Source organism: Pseudomonas syringae KCTC 12500 (assembly GCF_000507185.2).
Taxonomy (GTDB): Bacteria; Pseudomonadota; Gammaproteobacteria; order Pseudomonadales; family Pseudomonadaceae; genus Aquipseudomonas; species Aquipseudomonas syringae.
The window spans coordinates 5,264,579-5,284,172 of sequence record NZ_AYTM02000002.1 but is presented as its reverse complement, the minus strand read 5'-3'; the positions used below and the strand labels follow the sequence as shown (position 1 = coordinate 5,284,172).

Below are 19,594 nucleotides of genomic sequence, written 5' to 3'. Positions count from 1 at the left end.
GCTACCACGATCGACAGGCTGCACTGGAAGCCCACGAATTGTCGGATATTCAGGCCATTACGTCAGGGACCGGCAGTGATACCTGAGGGTTGGGATGAAAAAATACATGCTCTCGGACAGGCCCTACAGCAATTTCACCGATCTCTTCGTAGCCCTGTCGCTTATAGAACTCCAGATAACGCGGATTGCCGGTGTCTACCACGATTCCCTGGGAGTGTTCATCCACTGCGCACCAGTCGTGCAACGCCGCCAGCAGTTGCTCGCTCAGGTCCTGACCGAGCTTCTGCCCCTGAAACTCCGGATCAAGGCCGATCAACGGCAGCACATGCACGGTTTCCGACGGTACGCAGGCAAGAACTGCGTTGTAATACGCCAGATAACGCTGGGTGCAACCCAGACCTGTGTCCATCACCATGCGCAAGCGCCACGCCCAGCTTTCGGTGACACCCAGACGACGCTGCGGCGGCGCGATCAGCGCTACGCCGACCAGGCGGTCCTGCAGGAACAGGCCCAGCGCGGGCTGGTTTTGCAGAAAGTGTTGTTTGACCAATTGGCGAATGGTCGCCAACACGCGTTGCTCATAGCCCTCACGCTCGGCGTTGAACAGATAGGCAAATGTCGGATCGTGGCGGTAGGCCCTGAACAGCAAGGAGCGGGTTTCACGGGAATAACCACTGTCGAGTTGGCGAATTTCACCCGTGATGGCAGCAGGTAGGGACATAAAGGGCCTCGTGTTAACGGAACTGCGTCTGGCGCAGCGGTTTTGGCAAGCAGGCTTTCGAGTGATGGCCATTGATAACAGTTCCAACGATTTATCCAGACACGCCATGGCCTGCGCTTCCGACGCGGCACTGGTCCTGAAACCACAGGTCGGCTAGCATCGCTGTTTGTTTTTGCTCAGGACCGCTGTTTTATGAAAATCGTCTCGTTCAACATCAATGGTCTGCGCGCTCGACCGCATCAGTTGGCGGCGCTGATCGACAAACATCAGCCTGACGTGATCGGTCTTCAGGAAACCAAGGTTTCGGACGAGCAATTCCCCCAGGCGGAAGTCGAAGCGCTGGGCTACCACGTTCACTTCCACGGCCAGAAAGGCCATTACGGTGTCGCGCTGCTGTCGCGCAATGCGCCGCTGGCCCTGCACAAGGGCTTCGAGGGGGACGACGAGGAATCCCAGAAGCGTTTCATCTGGGGCACTTACGCCGACAGCAATGGCCTGCCGGTGACCATCATGAATGGCTACTTTCCACAGGGCGAGAGCCGTGATCACCCGACCAAATTCCCCGCCAAACAGCGCTTTTACGAAAACCTGCAAACGCTGCTCGAGGGACAATTTCGCAACGACCAGCCGCTGATCGTCATGGGCGACGTGAATATTTCTCCGCAGGACTGCGATATCGGCATCGGCGCCGATAACGCCAAACGCTGGCTGAAAACCGGCAAGTGCAGCTTTCTGCCTGAAGAGCGGGAGTGGATGGAGCGCTTGAAAAACTGGGGCCTGGTGGACAGCTTTCGTCACCTGTACCCGGAGGTCGTTGACCGCTTCAGCTGGTTCGACTATCGCAGCCGTGGCTTTGAAGACGAGCCCAAACGCGGCCTGCGCATCGATCTGATCATGACCTCTACCGGTTTGCAGCCACGCATCAAGGAAGCGGGTGTGGATTACGATTTGCGCGCAATGGAAAAGCCGTCCGACCACGCGCCGATCTGGCTGGAACTGAGCTGATTGCCCCCTACTGGCCCCTCTTGCGCGATCCTTCTTTAATAAGGATTGGGTCGCGCTGAAACACGCACAGCCCCTGAAACTGTCATATTCCGGCAATCTCTCTGACTTATTCTCCCGGCACCCTCCCGTGATTCATGGTGACGCCGATGCTGCGCGCTTTGCTTACGGCGTTCATTCTGTCGAGCGCCACCCTGTCCGCTTTCGCGCAAGCCGCGCTGCCGTTGCCCGCTGGCGATATACCGGCCTTGCGCATTCAAGGCTCCAACACCATCAATGCGCAACTGGGGCCTGCGCTGGCCGAAGGATTGATGCGCCAGCAAGGTCTGCAGTCGGTACAGATCCTTCCCGGCAACACTATTAATGAACAGCGCGTCGTTGGGACTACGGCCACCGGACAACCTGTCAGTGTCGAAATCGCTGCGCATGGTTCAGGCACCGGTTTTACCGCGCTAAAAGCAGGTAACGCAGATATCGCGGCCTCCTCTCGACCGATCAAGGATCAAGAGGCCAAAGACCTGACCAGTCTGGGGGACCTGAAAAGCGCGGCCAGCGAGCAAACCATTGCCATCGACGGCGTTGCGGTGATCGTGCATCCCGGCAATCCGCTGAGACAGCTGGATACCCTCCAACTGGCACGCATTTTCAGTGGCGAAGTCAGAAACTGGAGTGAGGTCGGTGGCAATCCAGGCACCATCCATCTCTATGTGCGCGATGAAAAGTCCGGCACCTACGAGACGTTCAAGGACCTGGTACTGACCAAATACGGCAAAACCCTGCTCGGCAGCGCTGCGCGATTCGAGTCCAGCGAACAGCTCTCTGACGAAGTCAGCAAGGACATAAATGGCATCGGCTTCACTGGCTTGCCTTCCATACGCCGCGCCAAGGCGGTGGCCATCGCCGACGGCGATTCCAGGCCCATGCTGCCGACCGTCAACCTGATTGCCACCGAAGACTATCCGTTGTCGCGACGGCTGTACTTTTATGTGCCCACGTCCACCCCTCAGCGTTGGGCGCAAGCATTGGTCCGCTTCGCGCAGAGTGCCGAGGGCCAGGCTATCGTCGCGCAAAGCGGCTTTGTCGCACAGACGGTGCAGGTGCTCAAGGTGCAGCCTACCGCGCAGATGCCCGCCGATTACCAGGCACTGGCACGCAAGGCCGAGCGCCTGTCAGTCAACTTCCGCTTTGCCCGAGGCAGCGCGCGCCTGGACAACAAGGCGCAGCAGGACCTCAAGCGGGTCGCGGATTATCTGAAAACCAGCGGCAAACTGGATCAGCACGTAACGCTGGTCGGCTTCGGCGACGCCAAGAGCGACCCGGAGCGTGCTGCCCTGCTCTCCAGGCTGCGTGCCATGGCCGTGCGCCGGGAACTGCTGAAAAGTGGCGTGACGTTCCGCGATATCGTTGGCCTGGGTGACGAAATGCCGGTGGCCACCAATGAAATCGACGACGGCCGGATCAAGAACCGTCGAGTTGAAGTGTGGGTACAGTGATCGACCGGTAGCTAGGAGCTGCTGCGCGTGGTACCTGCCGGCATATATTTGCCTAACTCATACTTGCCGACGGCAGCGCGATGCACTTCATCCGGGCCGTCAGCCAGACGCAACGTACGCTGCATGGCGTACATGTAAGCCAGCGGAAAATCACTGGAAATTCCGGCGGCGCCGTGCATCTGGATCGCCCGATCAATGACCTTCAGCGCCACATTGGGCGCGACCACCTTGATCTGCGCGATTTCGCTTCTGGCGACCTTGTTGCCCACGGTATCCATCATGTAGGCCGCCTTCAGGGTCAGCAGGCGTGCCATGTCGATTTCCATGCGGGAGTCGGCGATCAGGTCGATATTGCCGCCCAGCCTGGCCAACGGCTTGCCGAACGCGACGCGGTCAATGGAACGTCTGCACATCAGCTCCAGCGCCCGCTCCGCCATGCCGATCGAGCGCATGCAGTGGTGAATGCGTCCCGGCCCGAGCCTTCCCTGTGCGATTTCAAACCCCCGCCCCTCACCGAGCAGCACGTTTTCGAACGGGACCCTGACGTTTTCGAACAGCACTTCGGCGTGACCATGGGGCGCATCGTCATAGCCGAACACCGGCAGTGGCCGCACGATCTTCACGCCGGGCGTATCGACCGGTACCAGAATCATCGAATGCTGCTGATGGCGCGGCCCCTCAGGACTGCTCAGGCCCATGAATATAAGGATTTTGCAGCGCGGGTCGCAGGCACCGGAGGTCCACCACTTGCGACCGTTGATGACCCACTGGTCACCGTCACGCTCGGCGCGCGCGGCCATATTGGTGGCGTCCGACGAGGCTACGTCGGGCTCGGTCATGGCAAAGGCAGAGCGAATCTCACCACGCAGCAGCGGTTCGAGCCAGCGGGCTTTCTGTTCCTCGCTGGCATAGCGGACCAGTACCTCCATGTTGCCAGTGTCAGGCGCCGAGCAATTGAAGGGCTCCGGACCGAGCAATGAGCGACCCATGATTTCCGCCAGCGGCGCATATTCCAGATTGCTCAGGCCGGCGCCCAGTCCGGAGTCGGGCAGAAACAGATTCCACAATCCTTCGGACTTGGCCCGGGCCTTGAGCTCTTCCACGATTGCCGTGGGCTGCCAGCGATCCCCTTCGGCCACTTGCCGCTCGAAAACCGGCTCGGCCGGATAAACGTAGGCATCCATGAACGCCGTGACGCGTTCACGCAGGGCCTGCACCTTCGGGGAGTACGCAAAATCCATGGGGTCGCCACCGTGTCGATCAGGTTGTCGAAGTCATGAACGCGATGCTAGAGAAACGCTGCACATTTATCTAATCTATTCCCAGCGTGTATAAACATTCATAACCGATATATGATCCGTCACCCTTGCGGCATTACCACCCCTCTAAACAATCAATCACAATAACGGCACGAGGCGCCCCATCAATGAACCTGAACAAGGTCGATCTCAACCTTTTCATTGTCTTCGACGCCATCTACACCGAAGCCAACCTGACCCGCGCCGGACAGATTGTCGGCATTACCCAGCCTGCGGTCTCCAACGCACTGGCGCGGCTGCGCGAGACCTTCAACGACCCGCTGTTCGTGCGCACGGCACAGGGCATGGTGCCGACACCGATGGCGCAAAACATCATCGGCCCGGTGCGCAACGCGCTTTCGTTGCTTAGGGTATCGGTGCAGGAAAGTCGCATCTTCAACCCGCTGCAGGCCAACAAGAATTACCGCATCAGCATGACCGACCTGACCGAGGCAGTGATTCTGCCGGCGCTGTTCCAGCGTCTGCGGCGTCTGGCACCTGCAGTGACCATCGAAAGCTTTCTGTCCAAGCGCCGGGAAACCACCAAGGAACTGGCCGCAGGACGCCTCGACTTCGCTGTGGACGCACCGCTCAACACTGACCCGCAGGTGCGCCACGTGAAGCTGATGGAGGACCGCTATGTGTGTGGCATGCGCAAGGGGCATCCATTGGCGAACAAGGCCACGCTGACCCTCGACGATTACCTGAGCCAGTCACATATCCATATCTCCAGCCGCCGCAGCGGGTTGGGCCATGTGGATCTGGCGCTCGGCAAGATGGGCATCCAGCGCAGGATCGCGTTGCGCTCGCAACACTATATGATGGCAACCCAGGTGCTGCAGCAGACCGACATGGTCATGACCGTGCCCGAACGCTTCGCCCGTCGTAATGACTTGCACTATGTCTACCTGCCAGTCAGCGACGTTCCGTCGGTCGAGACCCACCTGTACTGGCATGAAAGCACCGACCAGGACCCGGCCAACCGCTGGATGCGTGAACAGATCATCGAGCTTTCACAGCGGGTTGTGGCGCAGGAACAAAACCTCGAAAATGCATGAAATATTTAACTCAAATTATTGATTATTAATAATTTAAGTTATTAACTTAATGTTGTTTCGAAGCACAGGTTGGCGACCGCTCAAGCGCTGGCATCGCCACCACTGCTTGACGTAAACGTAAAGCAGCCCTTAGCTTTGCGGCTGCAACCCTCGCCGAGCCACGCCATGAGCAGTCACACCTACAGCATTTCCGAACTCGCCCGCGAGCTGGACATCACCACCCGCGCCATACGCTTTTACGAAGAGCAAGGCATGCTCAGCCCTGAACGCAAGGGCCTGGAACGTATCTATACGGCGCGTGACAAGGTCACCCTGAAACTGATCCTGCGAGGCAAACGCATCGGTTTTTCCCTGGCCGAGTGCAAGGAACTGATCTCGTTGTATGACCCTACCGGCGGCAATCAGAAGCAGTTGCAGACCATGCTGGGCAAGATCGCCGAACGCCGTGATCAATTGGAACAGCAGTTGCTGGACATACGCCAGATGCAGCTGGAGCTGGACACCGCCGAAGAGCGCTGCCGAGCCGCACTCGATAAGACCGCTGCTGCCCCACTCTGACCCATTCGCACTCACCACAAAGGCGCCGCCATGTCCCTCCCGCAAAAGGTGAATCTCGTCGAAGTCGGCCCGCGTGACGGCCTGCAGAATGAAGCACAACCCATCAGTGTCGACGCCAAGGTGCGCCTGGTGGATGACCTGACGGCAGCCGGGCTGAGCCACATCGAAGTCGGCAGCTTTGTCTCGGCCAAATGGGTGCCGCAGATGGCGGGCTCCGCGCAGGTGTTCGAACGGATCCAGCGCCGTGAAGGCGTTATCTATTCGGCTCTGGCGCCGAATCTGCGCGGCTTCGAAGACGCATTGGCTGCCGGGGTCAGAGAAGTCGCGGTGTTCGCAGCGGCGACCGAAGGGTTCTCGCACCGCAACCTCAACTGCTCGATCGGCGAAAGCCTGGAACGCTTCGCGCCTGTCATTGAAGCAGCACGAATGCATGGCGTGAGGGTTCGAGGGTATGTGTCGTGCGTGTTGGGCTGCCCTTACGAGGGCAGCGTTTCGCCCGAACAGGTCGCCACGGTCGCCAACCAACTGCACGCGATGGGCTGCTATGAAATTTCCTTGGGTGACACCATCGGAACCGGTACGCCGGGCGCCACACGGGCATTGATCAACGCCGTGGCTGCGCAGATACCGCGCGGCAAGCTGGCCGGCCACTTCCACGACACCTATGGCCAGGCGCTGGTAAACATCTATGCAAGCCTGGAGGAAGGCATCCAGGTGTTCGACAGCTCCGTGGCCGGCCTCGGTGGCTGCCCTTACGCCAAGGGGGCCAGCGGCAATGTTGCCACTGAAGACGTGCTGTACATGTTGCAGGGGCTGGGTATCGAAACCGGGGTCGATCTGGACCAGGTCATCGCGGCGGGCCAGCGCATCTGCGACGTGCTGCAACGCAGCAATGGCTCTCGCGTGGCCAAGGCCAGACTGTCTGCGTAGCACTGTCACCTGTCGGTAACAGGGTGCGACAACTTGCCACAGAGTGTTACTGTGCCCCGCGTCGAGCAGAGACAAACGGGTAACACGGAAACACTCGGCCGCAGAATCAAACGGCCCGATGCCGGAAAAAACAAGGTCATCCCCCGGTATTACAGGGGTTTTGAAAACCTGGCACGGGTCCTGCTATATCCCTTGTACAACAAAAATAAAAACACGCAGCAACCCAATAAAAACAACACGTACCGGCTCTGACATAACAAGAACAACACGGACAGAGGCGTAGCTAACAGATTTTTTTGAAGTGGATAGCTTTTCTGAATCGCTTGCTTCGCAAGTTGTTCGCAGCCAGACAGAGAACAACAAAACTGCCCTGAGGCAGCTGCCGAACTGGTTGGATCACTACGATGAAAGTGTCATCAGCGATCAAAAAAATACGTTTGCTCTTGGTCCAGCATGTGGACCGCTCAAAAAAGATGTGACGGGTCAGGTCGCCAAAAACAATAACAGGCCTCCCGAACAACAAAAAAGAGCGTAGCAACATACCTTGAAGGGGAGCCCAGGCTCCCCTTCGTGCTTTCCGGCTTTCCGGCGTTCCGCCCTCTTTCCTCTGCACTGAAAAATACAGCTTGATCAGCCGTCGTTCGCATAGGCATCGGCGTTGACAGCAAAACCCTACAGGTTTACGTTAACGTAAAGGTCATAGCAGATAGGTGCTATAGCCGCTTCCAGAAAGACGCGCCGTCCATGAACAAAGCGCCACTCAAGAACAAAAAAGGAATGCCCCATGAGTTACCCCAGCCTGAACTTCGCCCTGGGCGAAACCATTGACATGCTGCGCGATCAGTTGCAGTCCTTCGTCGCCGCAGAGCTTGCCCCGCGCGCAGCGCAGATCGACAAGGGCAACCTGTTCCCCGCCGACATGTGGCGCAAGTTCGGTGAAATGGGCGTATTGGGGATCACTGTCAGCGAAGAATACGGTGGCGCGGGTCTGGGTTATCTGGCGCACGTCGTGGCCATGGAAGAAATAAGCCGTGGATCGGCATCGGTGGCGCTGTCCTATGGTGCGCATTCCAACCTCTGCGTTAACCAGATCAACCGCAATGGCAGCCCGGCACAAAAGGCCCGTTACCTGCCCAAGCTGATCAGCGGCGAACACGTTGGCGCGCTGGCCATGAGCGAACCCAATGCAGGCTCGGACGTGGTGTCGATGAAACTGCGCGCCGACAAGCGCGGTGATCATTATGTGCTCAACGGCAGCAAGACATGGATCACCAACGGGCCGGATGCCGACACCTACGTGATCTACGCCAAGACCGATCTGGAAAAGGCAGCCCACGGCATCAGTGCGTTTATCGTCGAACGCGACTGGAAAGGCTTCTCGCGGGGCAGCAAGTTCGACAAGCTGGGCATGCGCGGCTCCAACACCTGCGAACTGTTTTTCGATGATGTCGAGGTGCCCGAGGAGAACCTGCTGGGCGTGCTTGATGGCGGGGTCAGAGTGCTGATGAGCGGCCTCGATTACGAGCGCGTCGTGCTCTCTGGCGGACCGACCGGGATCATGCAGGCGTGCATGGACGTGGTGGTGCCCTACATTCACGACCGCAAGCAGTTCGGCCAGAGCATCGGCGAGTTTCAGCTGATTCAGGGCAAGGTCGCAGACATGTACACCCAGCTCAATGCCAGCCGGGCCTACCTGTACGCGGTCGCCCAGGCCTGTGACCGGGGCGAGACCACTCGCAAGGATGCTGCGGGGGTAATCCTGTACAGCGCGGAGCGCGCCACGCAGATGGCGCTGGAGACCATCCAGATTCTGGGCGGCAATGGCTACATCAACGAGTTCCCGGCGGGCCGACTATTGCGCGACGCCAAACTCTACGAGATCGGCGCAGGCACCAGTGAAATTCGGCGCATGCTCATCGGTCGCGAACTGTTCAACGAAACCCGTTGATTGGGGAGCCACCATGACCATCCTGCAAACCCGAATCAACACCCGCTCGCCTGAATTCACCCTCAATCGCGACGCCCTGCTCAAGCAGGTCGAAGCACTGCGCACGCTGTTGAGCAACGTCCAGCAAGGTGGCGGCCCCAAAGCCCAGGAGCGCCACACCTCACGCGGCAAGTTGCTGCCGCGCGAGCGTATCAACCGTTTGCTAGACACCGGTTCACCATTTCTGGAAATCGGCCAACTGGCTGCGCATGAGGTATACGGCGAAGAGGTACCTGCCGCTGGCGTGATCGCCGGAATCGGCCGGGTCGAGGGCGTCGAATGCATGATCATCGCCAACGATGCCACGGTCAAAGGTGGTTCCTATTACCCGCTGACCGTAAAGAAGCATTTGCGCGCCCAGACGATCGCCCAGCAAAACCGTCTGCCGTGCATTTATCTGGTGGATTCCGGCGGCGCCAACCTGCCGCGTCAGGATGAAGTGTTTCCGGACCGCGAACATTTCGGGCGGATCTTCTTCAACCAGGCCAACATGAGCGCGCAAGGAATCGCCCAGATCGCGGTGGTCATGGGCTCCTGTACCGCAGGTGGCGCATACGTACCTGCCATGGCCGACGAGGCGATCATGGTGCGCCAGCAGGCCACGATCTTTCTGGCCGGCCCGCCGCTGGTCAAGGCAGCAACCGGCGAAGTGGTCAGCGCCGAAGAACTGGGCGGTGCCGATGTGCACTGTCGCACGTCCGGCGTGGCCGATCACTACGCAGACAATGACGATCACGCGCTCGCACTGGCGCGCCGCAGCATCGCCAATCTTAACTGGCGCAAGCAGGCCCAACTGAACACCGTCGCGCCCATTGCACCGCTGTACCCCGGCGATGACCTGTACGGCATCATCCCCGCCGATACGAAACAGCCATTCGACGTGAGGGAAGTCATCGCGCGGCTGGTGGATGGCTCGGTACTCGACGAATTCAAGGCCCTGTTCGGCACCACGCTGGTCTGTGGCTTCGCGCGTCTGCATGGCTACCCGATCGCGATCCTCGCTAACAACGGCATCCTGTTCGCCGAAGCGGCACAGAAAGGCGCGCATTTCATTGAGCTGGCCTGCCAGAGAGGCATCCCCCTGCTGTTCCTGCAGAACATCACCGGCTTCATGGTCGGCCAGAAGTATGAAGCGGGCGGCATCGCCAAGCATGGTGCCAAGCTGGTGACCGCCGTGGCCTGCGCCAGGGTGCCAAAATTCACGGTGATCATCGGCGGCAGTTTTGGCGCGGGGAATTACGGCATGTGTGGCCGCGCTTACGATCCGCGCTTTCTATGGATGTGGCCCAACGCGCGGATTGGCGTGATGGGCGGCGAGCAGGCGGCCGGCGTGCTGGTGCAGGTCAAATGCGAGCAGGCCGAACGGGCCGGCCAGGCGTTCAGCGCCGAACAGCAGGCAGAGCTGAAACAGCCGATTCTCGATCAGTACGAGCATCAGGGCCATCCTTACTACTCCAGCGCGCGCCTGTGGGACGACGGGGTCATCGACCCGGCACAAACCCGCGACATTCTCGCGCTTGCCCTCTCCGCCTCGCTCAACGCGCCCATCGAACCTACCACCTTCGGCCTGTTCCGAATGTGAGCCGGGAAATGATCATGACTTCGACCTCATTCGCAACCATAGAGCTGATCAACGACCCACGTGGCTTTGCCACGCTGTGGCTGAATCGACCGGACAAGAACAACGCCTTCAACGCGCAGATGATCCGCGAGCTGATTATCGCGCTGGACCAGGTACAAGGCGATGCCAGCCTGCGCTTTCTGCTGTTGCGCGGCCGTGGCCGGCATTTCAGTGCCGGTGCCGACCTTGCGTGGATGCAGCAGGCAGCAGACCTGGATTACAACACCAATCTGGACGACGCCCGCGAACTGGCGGAGCTGATGTACAACCTCGCCAAGCTAAAAATCCCGACGCTCGCCGTGGTCCAGGGCGCAGCATTCGGCGGCGCGTTGGGCCTGATCAGTTGCTGTGACATGGCCATTGCAGCGGCGGATGCGCAGTTCTGCCTGTCAGAAGTGCGCATCGGCCTGGCGCCAGCGGTCATCAGCCCATTCGTGGTAAAGGCCATCGGCGAACGCGCCACGCGACGCTACACCCTGACGGCCGAGCGCTTCGATGGCCAGCGGGCGCAGCAGATCGGTCTGGTCGCCGAGTGCTACCCCGCTGCAGAGCTGCAAGACCAAACGCAGCACTGGGTCGACAACCTGCTGCTCAACAGCCCGCAAGCCATGCGCGTCAGCAAGGAGCTGTTGCGCGAGGTTGGCAACGGCGAGCTGACCCCTTCGCTACGCCGCTACTGCGAAAGCGCCATCGCGCGCATCCGTACCAGTGCCGAAGGGCAGGAAGGCCTGCGCGCCTTTCTGCAGAAACGCACGCCCGGCTGGCAGCCCGTCAAGGATCAGCCGCCTGGCGATCCCGTTACAACAGTCTCGGCAGCCCGGCACGAACCGCAGAAGGACTCGCAATCATGAGCACGCCCGAGCTGACCACGCTGTTGATTGCCAACCGCGGCGAGATTGCCTGCCGCATCATGCGCACGGCGAAAAACATGGGCCTTACCACGGTCGCCGTGCACAGCGCCATCGACCGTGACGCACGCCATAGCCGCGAGGCCGATCTCTGTGTGGACCTTGGCGGCAGCAAGGCCGCAGACAGTTATCTGGCGATCGACAGGCTTATCGAAGCCGCCAGGGCGAGTGGCGCGCACGCGATCCATCCCGGCTACGGATTTCTGTCTGAAAATGCCGATTTTGCGCGTGCCATCGAAAACGCCGGGCTGATTTTCCTCGGTCCTCCCGCCTCGGCCATCGATGCCATGGGCAGCAAATCCGCCGCCAAGGCCTTGATGGAGCAGGCAGGCGTGCCTTTGGTGCCTGGCTATCACGGTGAAGCACAGGACATCGAGACGTTCCGTGCCGCGGCCGAGCGCATCGGCTACCCGGTGCTGTTGAAAGCCACCGCGGGCGGCGGCGGCAAAGGCATGAAAGTGGTCGAGCACACGGGCGAACTGGCCGAAGCGCTAGCTTCAGCGCAACGCGAGGCGCTGTCCTCGTTCGGCGATGCGAGAATGCTGGTGGAGAAATACGTGCTCGCCCCGCGCCACGTCGAAATCCAGGTGTTTGCCGACCGGCATGGCCACTGCCTGTACCTCAATGAGCGCGATTGCTCCATTCAGCGCCGACACCAGAAGGTCGTCGAGGAAGCACCGGCGCCCGGCCTGACGGCTTCATTGCGTAAAGCCATGGGCGAAGCTGCGGTGAAAGCCGCACAAGCCATCGGCTACGTGGGTGCGGGTACGGTGGAGTTCCTGCTGGACGCACGCGGCGAGTTTTTCTTCATGGAAATGAATACCCGTCTGCAGGTAGAGCACCCGGTCACCGAGTACATCACCGGGCTGGACCTGGTGGAATGGCAGATCCGTGTCGCCAGAGGCGAATCGCTGCCCATCACCCAGGATCAGGTGCCCCTGACCGGCCATGCCATCGAAGTCCGTCTGTATGCCGAAGACCCGGCCAACGACTTTCTCCCGGCCACCGGCACGCTGGAGCTCTACAGAGAGCCTGCGCCCGGCCCCGGCAGGCGGGTGGACAGCGGCGTTGCCGAAGGCGACAGCATCTCGCCCTTCTACGACCCGATGCTCGGCAAGCTGATTGCCTGGGGCGAAGACCGCGAGCAGGCCCGTCTGCGCCTGCTGGCCATGCTCGATGAATTTGCAGTGGGCGGAGTCAGGACCAACCTGGCCTTCCTGCGTCGAATCATCGCGCATCCAGCGTTCGCCGCGGCGCAGCTTGATACCGGCTTCATTCCCCGCCATCAGACGCAACTGCTGCCGCAAACCGACGAGCCGGACGAGACATTCTGGCAGGCCGCCGCCGAGGCCTTCAGCCAGAGCGAACCGGCACGCATCGATCAAGCCGATCCATATTCGCCCTGGGTAGTCAGCAGCGGCTTTCGCGCCGGGCTGCCCGCGCAGACGGATGTGCGACTGAGCTGCAGCGGTCAGACCCGAAACATCTGCCTGCGCCACAGCAGCCCGTCGTTATTCACTCTGAGTGGTGAGCATCTACAGGTCGAGCACAACGGTGTCCGTCAGCGGCACATGGCGATACGACGCGGCAACACGCTGTATCTCGAATGGCAAGGCGAGGTGCATACCGTCACCCGGCTTGACGCCATCGCTCAGGCAGACGTCGGTGAGGGTCAACATGGTGGGCTGACAGCACCGATGAATGGCAGCATCGTACGGGTATTGGTTGAAGTGGGTCAGGCTGTCGAACCTGGCGCTCAACTGGTGGTGCTGGAAGCCATGAAGATGGAACACAGCATCCGCGCCGCCAGCTTCGGGGTGATTACCGCGCTTTACTGCCATGAGGGCGAGATGGTCAACGAAGGCGCGATACTGGTGGAGCTGGACTGACGCTCGTCAACCGCCGCACATGAAAACGCCCTGAACAGTCAGGGCGTTTTCGTGCAGCAATTTCTGTGCAGCGCAGAGACGCTTAGTAGTAGGCGTTTTCTTTCTGCGTATGGTCGGTAACATCGCGAACGCCCGACAACTCGGGAATACGCTCAAGCAGCGTGCGCTCGATACCTTCCTTCAGCGTGACATCTGCCTGACCACAGCCCTGGCAACCGCCACCGAACTGCAGGACGGCGATGTTCTTCGCCTCTTCCTCGACCACATCGATCAGCGTGACCTGACCGCCATGGCTAGCGAGGCCAGGATTGATCTCGGTTTGCAGGTAGTAATTGATGCGCTCGTTGATCGGGCTGTCGGCATTGACCATCGGCACTTTGGCGTTCGGTGCCTTGATGGTCAGCTGGCCGCCCATCCGGTCGGTGGCGTAGTCGACCACTGCATCGTCCAGAAAGGCCTCGCTGAAGCCGTCGATCCAGGCCGTGAAGCTCTTCAGGCCGATGGCCTTGTCTTCCGGTTTCTCTTCACCCGGCTTGCAGTAGGCAATGCAGGTTTCGGCATACTGAGTGCCGGGCTGGGTGATAAATACGCGGATGCCTATGCCCGGGGCATTCTGCTTTTCCAGCAGATCGGCCAGATAATCGTGGGCGGCATCGGTAATAGTGATAGCGGTCATGAAAATTCCTCGCAGACGTGCGTGCAGTTTACGCCAATCGGCCGCTTCACACAAAGTCCCAGTATTTTTGTCAGGTTAACGCTTGCGCCTGACTGACCGCCCTGCGCGCATCCAGCCAGGCTTTCATCCGGCGGTAGAGGCCCTTCTCGACCCACTCATAACTGACCCAGGCACCGATGGCGATGATCGGCACGCAGAAGGCGAAGACCACATAGGGATTGAGACCAAAGCGCTGCGCCATCAGCAAGCCACCGTACAGCACCAGAACGTGCAGCAGGTACACCGAATACGAGCAGTCACCCAGCACCTTGAGCAGACGATTGCCCTGAAAATACGGTTCCAGCGAGATACAGGACAGCACGATCAAGGCACTCGGCAGGCCCCAGTTGAGCAGACGCTGCTCGTTGGTCAGGTTATTGATTGCATACAGCCCCACCGCAATGCCTGCCAGCGGCAGCCATAGCGCCTGTTTGATCAAGCCCCTGCGGTAGAGGATGCCGATACCGATCCCCAGCAGGAATTCGTAAATGATGTCGTTGCCGTAGAAGCGGCTGATCAGCCCGGCGCGAGCCAGAACCTCACTGACCGCAAACAGCGCTGCGGCAATGATCAACGGCCGGTGGCGCTGCTTGAAGAGAAATACCATCGAAAACAGCAGGTAGAAGAACATCTCATAGTTGAGCGTCCAGCCAACGTTGAGCGTCGGGTAGAGACCGTAACCACCGGGGTTTTCGGAAGGAATGAACACCAGTGACAAGAGAAAATTCTGCCAGCCGATGACTTGGTGCGGGAGCATCGGCGCTGCAATCAGCAGCAACAACGCCATGGCGGCGGTGTATAGCCAGTAGGCCGGAACGATGCGAATCAGGCGATGCAGAATGAAGCGCCGTGCCGGCATGTCGCTGTTCTGCGTAGACAAAAAGATCACCAGACCGCTGATGACGAAGAAGATATCAACGCCGACCGCGCCCTTTGACACAAAGAACTGCCCCACCGGGCCACTGGCTTTGAAGTCGAAAAAAATCTGCATGAAGTGATGACACACCACGACCCACGCTGCGAACGCCCGTAGGGCCTGAACTGAAATCAACATCACGAAAAACCTCTACTTCCTGACTTTCAATCATGGGCCGCTGAATAAACCGGCCTATGACGCGCACCATTTCGGACCACCTTTTTGAAAAAAAGATCGCGCAAGATACATTTCGTTCAGGAAGTAAAGATGGCCGCAGGCCATGTTGCACAAGGGCCTGCGGCGTGAAGCCCCCGTTTTTCAGAGGTTCTCGTAGCGATTCATGTCCAGCACACCCGCTTCGCGGGGTTTAGTTTCCTGAACGTAGCGATTCAGATCGTGGAAGTAGCTCCAGAACAGCGGATGAGTACGACGGATGCCTGCTCTGCCTGAGCAAAGCTGCCGTCGAGACGGGGGGGGTATAGGGGTCTGAGCCTCAGCAGCACAGCAGATAAAAAGCAAGGCGACGCTTGCCAACAAACGGTGCTGCATATGCCGTGGGCTCTGATATTAAAATGGCACATCCTGTAAGAGCACCCTCGCCTCCAACATGAATGATTTTCATGCAAAAGGCGCAACAACACTAAAACCGCTCCGGTTTGCTATCATCCCGTTCTTTAAAGAATCGACCTTCTCAAGGTAGCCCCCATGTCTGACCGCAGCGCCCGCCATCAAGCTTTTCTCACTGCTCTGAAACAGAGGATCCTGATCCTTGATGGCGGCATGGGCACCATGATCCAGAGCTACAGGCTCGAGGAACAGGATTATCGCGGCAAGCGTTTCGCCGACTGGCCCAGTGATGTCAAAGGCAACAACGACCTGTTGATCCTGACCCGCCCTGACGTGATCGGCGCCATTGAGAAGGCTTATCTGGATGCCGGCGCGGACATCCTTGAAACCAACACATTCAACGCCACGCAGGTATCCCAGGCCGACTACGGCATGGAATCGATCGTCTACGAGCTGAACGTCGAAGGCGCACGCCTGGCGCGCAAGGTCGCAGACGCCAAGACACTGGAAACCCCGGACAAGCCGCGCTTCGTGGCCGGCGTGCTGGGCCCTACCAGCCGCACCTGCTCGCTGTCGCCGGACGTCAACAACCCCGGCTATCGCAACGTGACGTTCGACGAACTGGTCGAGAACTACACCGAAGCGACCAAAGGGCTGATCGAAGGCGGTGCCGACCTGATCCTCATCGAGACCATTTTCGACACACTCAACGCCAAGGCGGCAATCTTCGCCGTACAGGGTGTGTTCGAAGAAGTGGGCTTCGAGTTGCCGATCATGATCTCCGGGACCATCACCGATGCCTCGGGGCGCACCCTGTCCGGCCAGACCACCGAAGCGTTCTGGAACTCGATCAGTCATGCCAAGCCGATCTCGGTCGGCCTGAACTGCGCACTGGGCGCCAGCGAGCTGCGCCCTTACCTGCAAGAGCTGGCCAATAAAGCCAACACCCATGTGTCCGCGCACCCCAACGCAGGCCTGCCGAATGCGTTTGGCGAATACGACGAACTGCCGAGCCAGACGGCGAAGATCATCGAAGAATTCGCCCAGAGCGGCTTCCTGAATATCGTCGGCGGCTGCTGCGGTACCACCCCGGCGCACATCAAGGCGATTGCCGAGGCTGTTTCGGGTTACGCGCCGAGGGAAATTCCGGACATCCCCAAGGCCTGCCGCCTCTCAGGCCTCGAACCGTTCACCATCGATCGCCAGTCGCTGTTCGTCAACGTCGGCGAGCGTACCAACATCACCGGCTCCGCCCGCTTTGCCCGCCTGATCCGTGAAGACAATTACACCGAGGCCCTCGAAGTCGCCCTGCAACAGGTCGAAGCCGGCGCTCAGGTGATCGATATCAACATGGACGAAGGGATGCTCGACTCGAAGAAGGCCATGGTGACCTTCCTCAACCTGATCGCAGGCGAGCCGGACATCTCCCGCGTACCGATCATGATCGACTCCTCGAAATGGGAAGTGATCGAGGCCGGCCTCAAGTGCATCCAGGGCAAGGGCATCGTCAACTCCATCAGCATGAAGGAAGGCGTCGAGCAGTTCATTCATCACGCTCGGCTGTGCAAGCGATACGGCGCGGCGGTGGTAGTCATGGCCTTCGACGAACAGGGTCAGGCCGATACCGAGGCGCGCAAGAAGGAAATCTGCAAGCGCTCCTACGACATTCTGGTCAACGAAGTGGGCTTCCCGCCGGAAGACATCATCTTCGACCCGAACATCTTCGCCATCGCCACCGGCATCGAAGAGCACAACAACTACGCCGTGGACTTCATCAACGCCTGCGCCTACATCCGAGACGAGCTGCCGTATGCGCTGACCTCGGGTGGTGTGTCCAACGTGTCCTTCTCGTTCCGCGGCAACAACCCGGTGCGTGAGGCGATCCACTCGGTGTTCCTGCTGCATGCGATCCGCAATGGCCTGAGCATGGGCATCGTCAACGCCGGGCAGCTGGAAATCTACGACCAGATTCCCGCTGAACTGCGTGACTGTGTCGAAGACGTTGTGCTCAACCGCAATCCAGAGGGTACCGATGCGTTGCTGGCGATTGCCGACAAGTTCAAGGGTGATGGCAGCGTCAAGGAAGCCGAAACCGAAGAATGGCGCAGCTGGCCGGTCAATCAGCGTCTGGAACACGCGCTGGTCAAAGGCATCACCACGCACATCGTCCAGGACACCGAGGAGTCGCGTCTTGGATTCGCACGGCCTATCGAAGTGATCGAGGGCCCGCTGATGGCGGGCATGAACGTGGTCGGCGACCTGTTTGGCGCAGGCAAGATGTTCCTGCCCCAGGTGGTCAAGTCCGCGCGCGTGATGAAGCAGGCAGTAGCGCACCTGATTCCGTTCATCGAGCTGGAAAAGGGCGACAAGCCCGAAGCCAAGGGCAAGATCCTGATGGCGACGGTCAAGGGCGACGTGCATGACATCGGCAAGAACATCGTTGGCGTGGTACTGGGCTGTAACGGCTACGACATCGTCGATCTGGGCGTGATGGTGCCTGCCGAGAAAATCCTGCAAGTGGCCCGCGACGAGAAATGCGACATCATCGGCCTGTCCGGCCTGATCACGCCGTCCCTGGACGAAATGGTGCATGTTGCACGGGAAATGCAGCGCCAGGACTTCCACCTGCCGCTGATGATCGGCGGCGCGACCACGTCCAAGGCGCATACGGCGGTGAAGATCGAGCCCAAATACAGCAATGACGCAGTGATCTACGTCACCGATGCTTCCCGAGCAGTCGGCGTCGCGACCCAGTTGCTGTCTAAAGAGCTGAAGCCGGCCTTCATTGAAAAAACCCGACTCGAATACATCGAAGTGCGTGAACGTACCTCGGCACGCAGCGCGCGCACCGAGCGCCTGAGCTACGGTGCTGCAGTGGCTAAAAAGCCGCAGTTCGACTGGGAAAACTACACCCCTGCCCAACCGACGTTCACTGGCACCCGGGTCCTGCAGGATATCGACCTGAACGTGCTGGCCGAGTACATCGACTGGACGCCGTTCTTCATTTCCTGGGACCTGGCTGGCAAATACCCGCGCATCCTCACCGACGAAGTGGTCGGTGAAGCGGCCACCGCGCTGTACGCCGACGCCACGCAGATGCTGCGCAAGCTGATCGACGAGAAGCTGATCAGCGCTCGCGCGGTATTCGGCTTCTGGCCGGCCAATCAGGTCAATGACGATGATCTGGAAGTCTATGGCGACGACGGCAAGCCGTTGGCCAGGCTGCATCACCTGCGCCAGCAGACCATCAAGCCCGACGGCAAGCCGAACTTCTCGCTTGCCGACTTCGTTGCACCCAAGGACAGTGGCCTGACCGACTACATCGGCGGGTTCATCACCACTGCCGGCATCGGCGCCGAGGAAGTCGCCAAGGCGTATCAGGATAAGGGCGACGACTACAACTCGATCATGGTCAAGGCGCTTGCCGACCGTCTCGCCGAAGCCTGCGCCGAATGGCTGCACCAGCGAGTGCGCAAGGAATACTGGGGTTATGCGAAGGACGAAGCGCTGGACAACGAGGCGCTGATCAAGGAGCAATACATGGGCATCCGCCCGGCACCCGGCTACCCGGCGTGTCCCGACCACACGGAAAAAGGCACCCTGTTCGCCCTGCTCGATCCGCTGCCGGAGGGCAGCGCAGAACACACCGCAGGCAAGAGCGGTGTGTTCCTGACCGAGCACTACGCGATGTTCCCGGCTGCAGCAGTCAGCGGCTGGTATTTCGCCCATCCTCAGGCGCAGTACTTCGCCGTGGGTAAGGTCGACAAGGATCAGGTCGAAAGCTACACCGCCCGCAAGGGACAGGACCTGAGCGTCACCGAACGCTGGTTGGCTCCGAACCTGGGCTACGACGAGTAACGTCTGACCAGTTATCTGCCGCCTGAGTGATCAGGCGGCAACATAGTTTTCAATGAAAATGGCGATGCTTCGC

15 protein-coding genes and 1 pseudogene are annotated in these 19,594 nt (G+C 59.7%); 10 read left to right on the top strand and 6 right to left on the bottom strand.

The window, feature by feature from the left end; genetic code table 11:
• Positions 1-49: 49 nt before the first annotated feature.
• Entirely contained in the window at positions 50-721 is a 672-nt protein-coding gene (locus V476_RS23655) for a GNAT family N-acetyltransferase (protein ID WP_003345438.1), read from the bottom strand.
• 192 nt (positions 722-913) lie between these two features.
• Here V476_RS23655 and xthA point away from each other — a divergent pair, with 192 nt between their 5' ends.
• Positions 914-1,726, top strand: coding sequence for an exodeoxyribonuclease III (xthA, locus tag V476_RS23650; RefSeq protein ID WP_024961071.1), 813 nt, complete (start codon positions 914-916; stop codon positions 1,724-1,726).
• 146 nt (positions 1,727-1,872) lie between these two features.
• A complete protein-coding gene (locus tag V476_RS23645) occupies positions 1,873-3,216 on the top strand; it encodes a substrate-binding domain-containing protein (RefSeq protein WP_024961070.1) in 1,344 nt (447 codons plus the stop codon).
• 11 nt (positions 3,217-3,227) lie between these two features.
• Here the strand turns inward: V476_RS23645 and V476_RS23640 are convergent, their stop codons facing one another.
• Positions 3,228-4,457, bottom strand: a complete 1,230-nt coding sequence (locus V476_RS23640) for an acyl-CoA dehydrogenase (RefSeq protein ID WP_003410294.1) — start codon at positions 4,455-4,457, stop codon at positions 3,228-3,230.
• A 185-nt stretch (positions 4,458-4,642) separates the two neighbouring features.
• Between V476_RS23640 and V476_RS23635 the strand changes: the two genes are divergently transcribed.
• From V476_RS23635 to V476_RS23625, 3 genes are all read left to right on the top strand, one after another.
• A complete protein-coding gene (locus tag V476_RS23635) occupies positions 4,643-5,572 on the top strand; it encodes a LysR family transcriptional regulator (RefSeq protein ID WP_003318520.1) in 930 nt (309 codons plus the stop codon).
• 165 nt (positions 5,573-5,737) lie between these two features.
• The gene (locus V476_RS23630; protein ID WP_024961069.1) at positions 5,738-6,130 is read left to right on the top strand and encodes a MerR family transcriptional regulator; all 393 of its coding nucleotides are present in this window, start codon (positions 5,738-5,740) and stop codon (positions 6,128-6,130) included.
• A gap of 30 nt (positions 6,131-6,160) precedes the next feature.
• The gene (locus V476_RS23625; RefSeq protein ID WP_024961068.1) at positions 6,161-7,060 is read left to right on the top strand and encodes a hydroxymethylglutaryl-CoA lyase; all 900 of its coding nucleotides are present in this window, start codon (positions 6,161-6,163) and stop codon (positions 7,058-7,060) included.
• 283 nt (positions 7,061-7,343) lie between these two features.
• Here V476_RS23625 and V476_RS28660 read toward each other — a convergent pair whose 3' ends face one another.
• Positions 7,344-7,601, bottom strand: a complete 258-nt coding sequence (locus V476_RS28660) for a hypothetical protein (protein WP_024961067.1) — start codon at positions 7,599-7,601, stop codon at positions 7,344-7,346.
• A 243-nt stretch (positions 7,602-7,844) separates the two neighbouring features.
• Here V476_RS28660 and V476_RS23615 point away from each other — a divergent pair, with 243 nt between their 5' ends.
• The 4 genes from V476_RS23615 to V476_RS23600 are packed head-to-tail and all read left to right on the top strand — an operon-like array spanning position 7,845 to position 13,465.
• Positions 7,845-9,008 carry an isovaleryl-CoA dehydrogenase gene (locus V476_RS23615; protein ID WP_024961066.1) on the top strand — a complete coding sequence of 388 codons (1,164 nt, stop codon included), beginning with the start codon at positions 7,845-7,847 and terminating at the stop codon, positions 9,006-9,008.
• 13 nt (positions 9,009-9,021) lie between these two features.
• Complete coding sequence (locus V476_RS23610) at positions 9,022-10,629, top strand: carboxyl transferase domain-containing protein (protein WP_024961065.1); 1,608 nt, start codon at positions 9,022-9,024, stop codon at positions 10,627-10,629.
• Positions 10,630-10,643: 14 nt separating this feature from the next.
• Positions 10,644-11,519, top strand: a complete 876-nt coding sequence (locus V476_RS23605) for a gamma-carboxygeranoyl-CoA hydratase (RefSeq protein ID WP_024961064.1) — start codon at positions 10,644-10,646, stop codon at positions 11,517-11,519.
• On the top strand, positions 11,516-13,465 hold the full coding sequence (locus V476_RS23600; protein ID WP_024961063.1) for an acetyl/propionyl/methylcrotonyl-CoA carboxylase subunit alpha: 1,950 nt from the start codon (positions 11,516-11,518) through the stop codon (positions 13,463-13,465). Before V476_RS23605 ends, V476_RS23600 begins: the two co-directional genes overlap by 4 nt.
• A gap of 82 nt (positions 13,466-13,547) precedes the next feature.
• On the opposite strand, the gene nfuA is transcribed toward V476_RS23600, so the two are convergent.
• The 3 genes and pseudogenes from nfuA to V476_RS28375 all read right to left on the bottom strand — a co-directional run.
• Positions 13,548-14,141 (bottom strand): Fe-S biogenesis protein NfuA, encoded by a 594-nt coding sequence (gene nfuA, locus V476_RS23595; protein ID WP_024961062.1) that lies wholly within the window; start codon positions 14,139-14,141, stop codon positions 13,548-13,550.
• Positions 14,142-14,211: 70 nt separating this feature from the next.
• Positions 14,212-15,234: an acyltransferase family protein gene (locus V476_RS23590; protein ID WP_027902983.1), complete on the bottom strand. Its 1,023-nt coding sequence runs from the start codon at positions 15,232-15,234 to the stop codon at positions 14,212-14,214.
• 180 nt (positions 15,235-15,414) lie between these two features.
• Positions 15,415-15,540 (bottom strand): annotated as a pseudogene (locus tag V476_RS28375) (fatty acid cis/trans isomerase); the annotation flags it as partial.
• Between the two features lie 261 nt (positions 15,541-15,801).
• On the opposite strand from V476_RS28375, the gene metH reads away from it, so the two are divergent.
• The gene (gene metH / locus V476_RS23585) at positions 15,802-19,521 is read left to right on the top strand and encodes a methionine synthase (protein WP_024961061.1); all 3,720 of its coding nucleotides are present in this window, start codon (positions 15,802-15,804) and stop codon (positions 19,519-19,521) included.
• Positions 19,522-19,594 lie beyond the last annotated feature (73 nt).